Origin of the sequence: Ruminococcus bromii, from assembly GCF_002834225.1 — a bacterium.
In the GTDB taxonomy this organism is placed as follows: domain Bacteria; phylum Bacillota; class Clostridia; order Oscillospirales; family Acutalibacteraceae; genus Ruminococcoides; species Ruminococcoides bromii.
This window is the reverse complement of the sequence record NZ_NNSR01000066.1, coordinates 1-10,153: the sequence shown is the minus strand read 5'-3', so window position 1 is coordinate 10,153 and position 10,153 is coordinate 1. Positions and strand designations below refer to the sequence as shown.

The window sequence follows — 10,153 nt, the reverse complement described above, 5'->3', positions numbered from 1 at the left end:
TTGGATGTTAGATTACTTCTATAAATTTGCAACGGGAACATTTAAAAGCGGAATGAACTCAGAACAGGTTTCGGGAGTGTTTAACAACCTTATGGCATCGCCTGTTGAGATGATTATATGGCTTGCGATAATCGTTGTATTCGGATTTTTTGTATGCAGTCGAGGACTTCAAAAAGGCATTGAAAAGGTCAGCAAGGTTATGATGGTTGCGTTGCTTGCACTGATTATTATTCTTGCAATCAACAGTATGATGCTTTCAAATGCGGGAGAAGGCTTGAGCTTTTATCTTGTTCCCGATTTCGGAAAGGTTAAAGATGTAGGACTCGGCAAGGTAATCACCTCTGCAATGAGTCAGGCGTTTTTCACACTCGGACTCGGAATCGCATCAATGGAAATTTTCGGCAGTTATATGAACAAAGACCGCACGCTTTACGGTGAGGCTGTTCAGATTTGTGCATTGGACACTTTTGTTGCAATTGTTGCCGGACTTATCATCTTCCCTGCTTGCTTTTCATTTGGCGTTCAGCCCGACCAAGGACCTGCCCTTATTTTTGTGACGCTTCCGAATGTTTTCGTAAATATGACGGGCGGTCGGATTTGGGGTACGCTTTTCTTTCTGTTTATGACATTCGCAAGCTTTTCAACGGTTATTGCCGTGTTTGAAAACCTTGTTGCTTTTCTTACCGACACATTCGGCATGAGCAGAACAAAGGCGTCAATTATCAATGGAATTATTATGTTCTTTGCGTGTCTGCCGTGTATTTTTGGATTCAACATTTGGAGTGACTTCAACATTCTCGGCAAAGGTGTGCTTGACCTTGAGGACTTCGTTGTCAGCAACCTTCTTCTTCCGATTGGCGCAATGGTTTATCTCCTGTTCTGCACAACAAAATTCGGCTGGGGCTTTGACAATTACTTTGAAGAATGTAACACGGGTAAAGGTCTTAAACTTTCAAGAGTGCTGAAGCCGTACCTTAAATACGCACTCCCCGTGCTGATTGTTATTGTGTTCGTTCAAGGCTTTATCGGGTAGGATTAGCAATCCCCTACGGCTCAAATTGTGCAAATTTGTACAATGTTACATTCCTATAAAATAACATATAAAACTAAAAACTGTACAACCATATTCGGCTGTACAGTTTTTTGTTATCTTGTGTTACCTTTTAGACGTGGATTTGTTTTTGTAACATAACCGTCAAACCAGTTGCTACACTTACGCTCGGGCATAGTATGCTTTTGATATTGCAAACTATCTGCACGAATCGGGAAAGCCGACAACCAACTCGGCTATTCACGGTTACAAGAAAGACCCGAACAACAAAAATCATTGGCTGATTGATGAGGAAGCGGCTACAGTCGTCCGCAGAATTTTCCATTTCACAATAGAAGGCTGCGGACCTTATGACATAGCCCGCACGCTGTTTGATGACAAGGTTGAAACCCCGGCTGTTTACTTTACAAAAAAGGAATTGGAATAAGGAAAAACAAAAAGGAGTTTACCCACCCGTTCAGTTGGAGCGGATATGTTGTCCGCAGTATTCTTGCAAAACAGGAATACTGCGGAGACACCGTAAATTTCCGTACGCACAAGGAATCATATAAGGACAAAAGCTCAGTGAAAAATCCGCAGGAGAACTGGCTGATATTCAATGACACGCACGAAGCAATCATTGACCGAGAAACTTGGGAGCTTGCTCAGAAACTGACAAAAACGCCGAGACGTGTTGACACCACCGGAGTGGCGAATCCGCTGACGGGTCTTGTTTATTGTGCCGATTGCGGTGCAAAGATGTATAACCACCGATTTTTCCGAGCTTACTACGCCGATGATAAATGAGTTTATCGACAAAATTTTAGTTCACGCTCCGTATTATATTGACGGAGAACGTATGCAGGAGGTTGAAATCTATCTCAATTTCATCGGCAAGTTTGAAATTCCTCAACCTCAGCTGAGCGAGGAAGAAATTAAGCGGCAGAAGCAGCTGAAACAGCCCGTCTAAAAAGCAGGGAATGCTATCAGTTGATAAAGGCGAGAAAACACAAGGTTGGCGAGCCGTTTTCACTTAGCTGCAAGGGCTGTGACAAGGTATTTGAATCCAAGCACAGCAATGCTTTGCTAAGATTGTGCAGGCTCAGTCAACAGATCACCACCAACCCTGCGTGAAAGGCTGATAATCATCAACTATCATATTCGACACACTCAAACCGGCAAGTGGAGCATAACGGATTATTCAAAGTCTGTAAAGGAAACTTTGGCGCGGTATAAAGCCGCCGTAAAGCAGATAAACGAAAAGAAAAATGAACGGAAGGGACTTCAAAATGAAAAGAAATCCACTTCCGTTTTTAATATCGCCGCACAGTGAGATTGACGGCAAACTGAATGATGAAATCAATGTGCAAGCTGCCCGTGAATATGCCCGCCGCCGTTGCAACCAAACTCAGACGAGAAATACAATGCGGCACGAACACAAGAGAAAAAACAATAGTTTACCGTTAAAAGGAAATTTAAATATTTTTTCAAGCTTGAACAAGAAACGGATTACGACACCTTGCTGTATTGCAGTTTTGCGTTAATCAGATTTTCGTCATGATTATACAACGAGGCAACTTTTCAATGTCCAAGTAATTCAGCACTAATTATGCTAAACCAACATTGTTATTTATTTGACCAATTTAAATATCTTGAATTTAATTAAATTTGACTTCTGACATTATTTTTTGAGGATATAAAGATGATACCAAATAATACGTTCTGTTTCTAATATCGGTGGAATCATAATTGAGAAATTGTTCAGAAGAGATAGGAACGGGTGCAATAAACGTTTTTTGTTCACCTTTTGAAAGTTTAATATACATTCCACAATCATTGTAATACATAACGAGCGGGTAATAAAATTGTAATGAAAAAGCACCTGATTCAATATGAAAAGCTGTTAAATCAACAGTTATTTCATCATCTGTTGTATTGGAAATTATAATTTTTATTAAGCCAAGATTCAAATCTTCACTTTTCAAATAGTCAGAATTTTCTTCCAAATATTCTGATAAATCATCATCATTCATAATGTCCATACGCTTAAGCATGTATGTATCTGTTATAGTGAATTTTGCATTTTGACAAACAAATGAATCGCCCATTTTATATACAACTTTTTCGTTTTGCGGATATTTTGAATTGATACTAAAAAACCTAATGACACCACATATACATAATACTGTTACAATAAGGAGCGTTACAATAACTTTTAAATTATTTTTCTTTCTCATAAAGACTATCTCTCCTGATGATTTTACCCTGCGCTAATTCTATAGTTTCGTCGCAAAGAGCGTTAATCTGATTTTTGTCATGGCACGACAGCAACACAACTCTATCGGGAACTTTTGCGGACAAAATCATTTTTTTGACATTTTCACATGAAGCTTCATCCAACGCATTAAAAGGTTCATCTAAAACAAGTATTTGAGGGTCTTCCATCATCGCTGCTGCTATTCCAAGTTTTTGTTTCATACCAAGTGAATATTTTCGGAAACTCTTCTTTTCGTTTGGGTCAAGCCCTACCATTCTCATAGTATCCACTATTTTTTTATCGTCTATTTTCTTTTGTATTTGAGCGAGAATCTTCAAATTTTGAAAACCGGAGTACTCAGAAATGAACCCCGGATTTTCAATTAAAGCCCCAACACTATCAGGAAACGATATGTCTTTTCCTATGATTTTGTTATTTATTTTTACAAAACCACCGGTAGGTAAAATCAGTCCGCAAATTGCACGCATAAGCATAGTTTTCCCCGAACCGTTCTTACCTACAAAACCGTAAATTTTTCCTCCGGAAAGTGATAAATTTATATTTTCCAGTACAAGATTTTTTGATAACTTTTTTGTATAATTACAAATTTCTATATTCATAAATCTCTCCTACTTTAAATAATGTTTTTTCTTTTGATAATTGGCAAGCCTAAAAATAAACATATAACGATTATTAAAAAGGCAACCTCCAGTTCTGTATATATTGATATATTATTTATGGCGCAAAAATCAGTTCTTATCAACATTGAAAAGTTAAACGGCAAAAATTCGCTGCAATAAAACACAGATGTGGTCATAAGGCAGACTATCATCAAAAACGCGACAACAGGTCCAAATGTAATACTGATAATTGCATCAAATGTCATGTGACAAGTTGTAATCATCCAAGGTAACAGTACTGAGGAAATGAAAATTTCTGTCATACTTTTTCCATAAGTGCTTAGCTCCAAAAATTCTTCAGTTATTAAACTGTTTTGAGTTAATGAAAAATTACCGGAAAACAATGTAAAAGCTGTCGAAATTACAAAAAACAGTAAATAGTACAAAGTTGAAGAAACAACACACCAAACTATTTTACTCAACCACCATAAATATCGGGATTTTACCCGCAAAATAAAGGTATCGGCACTTGTCTGCAAATCGTTTGTAATGTATAATCCCACAAACAAATAAGGAAGTACATTAAAAGAAAACCACGTTATGGGAATATCTACACCCTTATTTGCCTCCGGATCAAAAGGGTCACATCCGGCAAAAACATTCATAAAAAAATCCAGAACACCGCAGTCTACAACCGAATTATAATCACTAAAATATAAGCTAATATTATGCCAATACACGAAATCAATAAATATGAACAGCAACGCAGCAAAAATAAAAAATTTACGATTATGTATGATTCCCTCTGTTATATCATGCGAAAGCAAACGAAAAAAAAGACGAACTTTCAATTTAAAAAATCCTTTCTTTTCATGAACAATAAATTTAGTACGAATACTATAATTGTCCCAAAAATCAAGAGCCAAAAGTCAATATTCCAATCACCATCAAATGAAACTGCAATACATGTTGTGACCGTCACTAAGAACGGAAATACTTTGTTTATTATACAGCCAAAAGCACATATTAATTCAGAAAAAAATATTGTAGGAATTAAAAGACATACAAAAGTTTTCATCACTACTTTTGCAAAGCCTACATTGCTTATGCATCCTTCACACAGATAATAATAGCTTTCATATGAATTCCAATTAATTACTGTTCGTGAAAAAAATCTCGACATACCAAGAACTGCGACGAGGAATAAAATGCAAAAAGCCACAGAAAAAGCAAGAACTTTCAAACTATTTCTGACAACCAATGTATTTCTAAATCTAAAGCGAATATAGGCATTTGTAAAGTTACTGTTTTTTTCGGAAAATATCGTTGAAAGTAATGCGGCGGTTGGTACAAAAAAGATAGTTGTCGTGTGACCCCCGGCGGCTTCCACAAAATCTGCCATACATATGTTGTCTGTTATATCCATCATATTTTTTTTTAAAAAAGCAAAAAAGTAAAACAATACAAAACTGCAGAGTAAACAGAAAACAACCAAATATTTAAAATATGTCATTGCAACAAAAGTTTTTCTACACGCTTTAAAAAACATCTTTTTTCGCTCCAATAAAATAATACGGAAAAAATGAAAGGCAAAAGAAAATCAAAAATAAAATTGTTACAGAAAAGGTAGTCCCACTTTCACTTGTAGTCGTGACAAGATTTCTGATACTGTAGGCATCAAATCCCAACATTTCAAGACAAAATGATGAAAAAATGTAAATGAAAAAAGGAAAAACAAAAGTCACAAATTTTCTGTTTAAAAAGAATGTAATAAACAATGACAAACTTGCTGTTACTCCCGAAAACAAAAATGTGATAAAAATATATATCGATGTATATAATAACGGTTGCACATAAAATAAATCAGCCCACTTATACGCAGGATATATGTTAGTAAATGTATAAGATGCTTCAGGAAGCATTGTCGGTAAAAATATTGAAGAAATGAGAAAACTAAGAACCATTGGAATAGCAACCACGCAACCACCACTTACGAAAACAGCTATGTATTTTGCCACAAGATAATATTTTTTCTTGGCACGAACGCACACATTCCTTGCATATCCCCTGTTTATATCATCATAAAAGGAACTACCAAATGGCAAAGTGGCGAGAATTGGAATAGCCATATAAAAAATGTTTTGCTGAAGATAGATATTATGACTGCCAATCCAGTTTGTATATGAAATTTCAAAAAATCCCATTAAATTTTCATCATTTAAAAATTCAGAATTCAACTGCACACAGTATGGTATTCTTTCAATCGAATACCATGTTACCAATGCTAATGAAATTAGCAAAGAAATTAAAAACAGCCTGTTTTTAAAACTTCTTTTCAGTTCGAATTTAATCATTCTTTGCATTTTATCATTCTCCATTTATTATTTTTCGGATTTGATGACTTGCATAGTTCCTTCTCCTAAAGGATTGCCTGAGAGCACTGTCATCAAATAAAGTTGGTCTTTGTACTCATTAAGTTGTTTGTCCTCAGCAACATATGCTACATTAACATTCAATTTTTTACCGGGTTCAAGTTTTTCTACAAAATAATTTTTTGAAGTCTTTTTCTCACTTGAATTAAAACTTCGTGCTTCGTTATATCCACCGTCTGTACCAAAATGCAAAAGTAAGCTGTTCAATGATACCTCCACATTTTCATTTCCTTTATTCATCATTGTAATGTTAAGCACTACATATGAATATTCATTTGTAATATTTCCTTGGCTATCTTTAATTTCATCCCAGTCCTCAAATGTGTCAAATTCGGGAAGTTCAGCCTTATTTTTTGAAATGCTGATATTATTTAATTTAACATAAATGCTTGTTCTATCGTCGTACATAGTATCGTATTCAGCACCTTCCTCAAGCAGAACACAACTTTTTGAGCCCAACGCTGAATTTTCTGTGGAAGAGATATTACTTCCATTTGCAACCTGTGTGTTTTTTGCATCAGCATTAGTGTATATATCGTTGATGTCAATAATATCATTTTTTATCAAGTATAAGATGGAAACTATTATAGATGAAGCACAGATGATAATCAAAATAATTACAGTTGTTATTTTTTTATTCAATATATAAACACCTCTATAAGCAACTCCCTACCGCAGTCTAAAAGTCATGCTCTGCGCGCATATATAAAGTCAAAACTTCATTAAAAGGCACAGAGCATAACTTACAAAGCCACAAATATTTTATATGCTGTCAGGACTCCATGCTATGTGGTAACTCACAGCTTCCTTATTCATAATGTAGCCCAAAGTAGCATATTTATAGCCGTCTTCTTTAACATAGTTAGGCAAATAATAATATGTACCCTTTGGTAAATTTTTCATATTCTTAGTTGCCCCATTATAGCTCCATGAACCGTAATATCTGTCTACAGTTTTTACGGAGGAAGTATTCTTATTATTTGTACGCTGAACCCAAGCACTCAGAGAACCTCCTGATGTGCTCTTGTTTTCGCACCAAACAGATGTATAATCTTTCTTCTCACGCCAAATAGATCTGCACGGAGTACCTCCGTTGTTACTTCTCGCACTAATGTTGATAATTGTATCTGAAACATTACCGGCAGAGAATACTGAAAAAGTAAGAGCAGACATCAAAGAAAGAACGACCATACCCAACACAATCATCTTTTTTAGTTTCTTCATCTTTTATCTCCTGTTAATAAAAAATTAAAAGTTTTCAAGATTTGAAATATTAAAACACCGGACTCACTTCATCTCCATTATAGAATATAGTGGTTCAGTTGTCAAGACAAAAAATCTAATCATTTTATAATGAACTGAACCACTATAGTAGAAGTGGTCTATCATAATATTTATTATCCTGTTTGATAGGTTTTGGAGCAACTACAACCTGTTTACCTGTGATTGTTTCCACCACTTCAATAAAGCTATAACCTTTAACCTCAATTAGATAATTGAGAGCTGTTGTACCTCCAATCCCACGAGAAAACCACATCCATTTTCCGTTTGAAATTTTCAAGCTATCGTGTGTTCGTGTGGCTCAAAGTTTTTAAGAATGGTTAGCAAGTTCATTTTCTTTGCTTCAAGCACTACTTTAGGGTCTATATATGGCACTTATTCATACCTGGACTGATATAATAAAAGTGCAGTGGAAAAAGCCCAAAAATCTGATAGAATAGAATAAAAAATGAAAGAAAAAAAGAAATGAATTACAGTAAAGAATTTAAAACAGAAGCGCTGAAGCTATCAGATGAATTAGGTGTGAAAAAGGCTGCACAACAGCTTGGAATACAGTATTACACACTAGCCGATTGGAGAAAGAATCGCAAAGCAAAGGCTAACAAAGTAAAATCAGAAATGAGTGACGAAGAAGTACGCAGAAGAAATCTTGAACTGGAAAAAGAAAATGCAGAACTGAAAAGAGCAAATGACATATTAAAGGACGCACTTGGTTTTTTCGCAAAAGACCGGAAGAAGTAAAAGCCAATCAGCTATATCCATTTATTCGGAATAACAAGAAAAAATATCCTGTAAATGCGATGTGTAAGGTGCTAAAGGTCAGTGAATCAGGCTATTACAGATGGTTGAAAAAGGGCAGTAAGCCAAGATCGTGGCAACTGCTTCTGGTCGAAATAAATAAGATATTCGCAGAACATCCCGATAACGATGATTACGGCGTAGAGCGTGTAAAGACCGCACTTGGACTCAAGGGAATAAAAGCAAGCAAAAGCAAAATTTATCGTGCAATGAAAGCCGGCGGACTTATTCACAGGTGCAGAAAATCTCACGGAATAACAAAGGCAGACACAGAAACGCAAGACAGAGAAAATCTGATAAAACGTGATTTTTCTGCCGATAAGCCGCTCTCAAAGTTGCTGACAGACATAACGGAAGTAACGTGTTCAGACGGAAAGCTGTATGTTTCAGCAATCCTCGACTGCTTTAACGGAGAAATTCTTGCACTTGAAATGAGAGATAATATGAAAAAAGAGCTTTGTATAGATACCTTGAAGCAATTAAAGTCTAAATACGGAGATATAAGCGGAGCAATATTCTACAGCGACAGAGGCTGTCAGTACACAAGCTATGCATTTAAAGAAAACGCAGATGGGCGAGCTTGAAATCAAAGTTCCGAGGGACAGAAACGGCGAATACGAACCCAAAATAATCAGCAAATACAACCGCAATGCAGACGGTATGGAGGAGAAAATTCTCTCGCTCTATGCCTGCGGAATGAGCCAGCGTGATATTTCCGAACGAATCAAAAATCTGTATGATGTAGAAATTTCTCCCGAGCTTGTCAGCGAAATCAGCGAGAAGATTATGCCCGATGTGACTGCTTGGCAGAACCGACCTCTTGAAGCAGTATATCCGTTTGTGTTTATGGATGCAATCCATTACAAAGTCAAGGAAAATCATCAGTATATCACGAAGGCTGCATATGTAGTTTTGGGCATCAATCTTGATGGGCAGAAAGATATTCTCGGCATATGGATTGGCGAAAATGAGAGCAGTAAATTCTGGCTGAATGTGTTGAACGAACTCAAAACTCGTGGAATTAAAGATGTATTTCTGTTCTGCGTTGACGGTCTGACAGGTTTCAGACAGGCTATTGAAGCGGCTTTTCCGAACGCACAAATCCAGCGTTGCATCATTCATCAGATACGTTCAAGCACAAGGTTTGTCAGCTACAAACACATCAAGGAACTGATGGCTGACCTCAAGAAAGTATATCAAGCCATCAGCGAGGAAGAGGCTATGAACAACCTGATTTTGTTCAAGGACAAGTGGGGCAAAACTTATCCCTCCTGCGTAAAAAGTTGGGAGGAAAATTGGGATATTCTATCCACATTTTTCGCATATCCGCCCGAAGTTCGGAAGATAATATATACAACGAATATTATCGAAGGTTTGAACCGTCAGTTCAGGCAGATTACGAAGAACAAGCCGTCATTCACAAACGATGACAGTCTGCGCAAAATGTTGTATTTAGCGTCGCAAAAGATTGTCGAACGCTGGACACAAAGATGTCGAAACTGGGACATAGTTTTGAGCCAGTTATCGATAATATTTGAGGACAGAATACCGGCTTGATTTGCCCCCGAGAATAGAATTTCCTGTCCGCAAAATGTTATTCACGCAAATCGTGCATAAAACATTCCGCAGACAGGAAAGAAAAGTTAACACGGGGCAAATCAGAAAGCCTGATTACACCGCAATCCGCTGTTTTGTTATTGCTTGAAGGATTATTATTTACACAGAATTTTATGGG

At 36.6% G+C, this 10,153-nt stretch carries 13 protein-coding genes and 1 pseudogene; 6 read left to right on the top strand and 8 right to left on the bottom strand.

What is annotated here, in order from left to right; translation table 11 throughout:
• The 3 genes from RBATCC27255_RS07090 to RBATCC27255_RS10800 form a co-directional block, all read left to right on the top strand.
• Positions 1–1,033, top strand: a 1,033-nt coding sequence (locus tag RBATCC27255_RS07090; protein WP_101029138.1) for a sodium-dependent transporter, incomplete at its 5' end; no start/stop codon positions are given.
• Between the two features lie 435 nt (positions 1,034–1,468).
• Positions 1,469–1,837, top strand: coding sequence for a recombinase family protein (locus RBATCC27255_RS10805; protein ID WP_306527694.1), 369 nt, complete (start codon positions 1,469–1,471; stop codon positions 1,835–1,837).
• Positions 1,782–2,000 (top strand): DUF4368 domain-containing protein, encoded by a 219-nt coding sequence (locus RBATCC27255_RS10800; protein WP_242958588.1) that lies wholly within the window; start codon positions 1,782–1,784, stop codon positions 1,998–2,000. The genes RBATCC27255_RS10805 and RBATCC27255_RS10800 overlap by 56 nt, the downstream gene beginning before the upstream one ends.
• 688 nt (positions 2,001–2,688) lie before the next feature.
• Here RBATCC27255_RS10800 and RBATCC27255_RS07080 read toward each other — a convergent pair.
• From RBATCC27255_RS07080 to RBATCC27255_RS10765, 8 genes are all read right to left on the bottom strand, one after another.
• Positions 2,689–3,267, bottom strand: a complete 579-nt coding sequence (locus RBATCC27255_RS07080) for a hypothetical protein (RefSeq protein ID WP_015524126.1) — start codon at positions 3,265–3,267, stop codon at positions 2,689–2,691.
• Entirely contained in the window at positions 3,251–3,907 is a 657-nt protein-coding gene (locus RBATCC27255_RS07075) for an ATP-binding cassette domain-containing protein (RefSeq protein WP_101029354.1), read from the bottom strand. The genes RBATCC27255_RS07080 and RBATCC27255_RS07075 overlap by 17 nt, the downstream gene beginning before the upstream one ends.
• A gap of 14 nt (positions 3,908–3,921) precedes the next feature.
• A complete protein-coding gene (locus RBATCC27255_RS07070; protein WP_117524779.1) occupies positions 3,922–4,833 on the bottom strand; it encodes a hypothetical protein in 912 nt (303 codons plus the stop codon).
• Entirely contained in the window at positions 4,755–5,456 is a 702-nt protein-coding gene (locus RBATCC27255_RS07065) for a hypothetical protein (protein ID WP_015524128.1), read from the bottom strand. Before RBATCC27255_RS07065 ends, RBATCC27255_RS07070 begins: the two co-directional genes overlap by 79 nt.
• The gene (locus RBATCC27255_RS07060; protein ID WP_101029352.1) at positions 5,446–6,270 is read right to left on the bottom strand and encodes a hypothetical protein; all 825 of its coding nucleotides are present in this window, start codon (positions 6,268–6,270) and stop codon (positions 5,446–5,448) included. Before RBATCC27255_RS07060 ends, RBATCC27255_RS07065 begins: the two co-directional genes overlap by 11 nt.
• Positions 6,271–6,288: 18 nt before the next feature.
• Positions 6,289–6,981, bottom strand: coding sequence for a DUF4352 domain-containing protein (locus tag RBATCC27255_RS07055; protein ID WP_101029351.1), 693 nt, complete (start codon positions 6,979–6,981; stop codon positions 6,289–6,291).
• A gap of 120 nt (positions 6,982–7,101) precedes the next feature.
• Entirely contained in the window at positions 7,102–7,563 is a 462-nt protein-coding gene (locus RBATCC27255_RS07050) for a DUF2712 domain-containing protein (protein ID WP_015524130.1), read from the bottom strand.
• A gap of 142 nt (positions 7,564–7,705) precedes the next feature.
• The gene (locus tag RBATCC27255_RS10765) at positions 7,706–7,900 is read right to left on the bottom strand and encodes a hypothetical protein (RefSeq protein WP_423242037.1); all 195 of its coding nucleotides are present in this window, start codon (positions 7,898–7,900) and stop codon (positions 7,706–7,708) included.
• A gap of 185 nt (positions 7,901–8,085) precedes the next feature.
• Here RBATCC27255_RS10765 and RBATCC27255_RS07040 point away from each other — a divergent pair, with 185 nt between their 5' ends.
• From RBATCC27255_RS07040 to RBATCC27255_RS07030, 3 genes and pseudogenes are all read left to right on the top strand, one after another.
• The gene (locus RBATCC27255_RS07040) at positions 8,086–8,361 is read left to right on the top strand and encodes a transposase (protein ID WP_101029350.1); all 276 of its coding nucleotides are present in this window, start codon (positions 8,086–8,088) and stop codon (positions 8,359–8,361) included.
• A gap of 59 nt (positions 8,362–8,420) precedes the next feature.
• On the top strand, positions 8,421–9,002 hold the full coding sequence (locus RBATCC27255_RS07035; RefSeq protein ID WP_101029349.1) for an IS3 family transposase: 582 nt from the start codon (positions 8,421–8,423) through the stop codon (positions 9,000–9,002).
• Positions 8,980–9,975: pseudogene (locus RBATCC27255_RS07030) on the top strand (IS256 family transposase); the annotation flags it as partial. The gene RBATCC27255_RS07035 and the pseudogene RBATCC27255_RS07030, both read left to right, overlap by 23 nt.
• Positions 9,976–10,153: the final 178 nt, after the last annotated feature.

Excerpts from the sequence above, each read along its gene's own strand:
- RBATCC27255_RS07080 (WP_015524126.1), bottom strand. The coding sequence starts at position 3,267 with ATGAGAAAGAAAAATAATTTAAAAGTTATTGTAACGCTCCTTATTGTA.
- RBATCC27255_RS07065 (WP_015524128.1), bottom strand. The coding sequence starts at position 5,456 with ATGTTTTTTAAAGCGTGTAGAAAAACTTTTGTTGCAATGACATATTTT.
- RBATCC27255_RS07050 (WP_015524130.1), bottom strand. The coding sequence starts at position 7,563 with ATGAAGAAACTAAAAAAGATGATTGTGTTGGGTATGGTCGTTCTTTCT.
- RBATCC27255_RS07040 (WP_101029350.1), top strand. The coding sequence starts at position 8,086 with ATGAATTACAGTAAAGAATTTAAAACAGAAGCGCTGAAGCTATCAGAT.
- RBATCC27255_RS07035 (WP_101029349.1), top strand. The coding sequence starts at position 8,421 with ATGTGTAAGGTGCTAAAGGTCAGTGAATCAGGCTATTACAGATGGTTG.
- RBATCC27255_RS07060 (WP_101029352.1), bottom strand. The coding sequence starts at position 6,270 with ATGCAAAGAATGATTAAATTCGAACTGAAAAGAAGTTTTAAAAACAGG.
- RBATCC27255_RS07075 (WP_101029354.1), bottom strand. The coding sequence starts at position 3,907 with ATGAATATAGAAATTTGTAATTATACAAAAAAGTTATCAAAAAATCTT.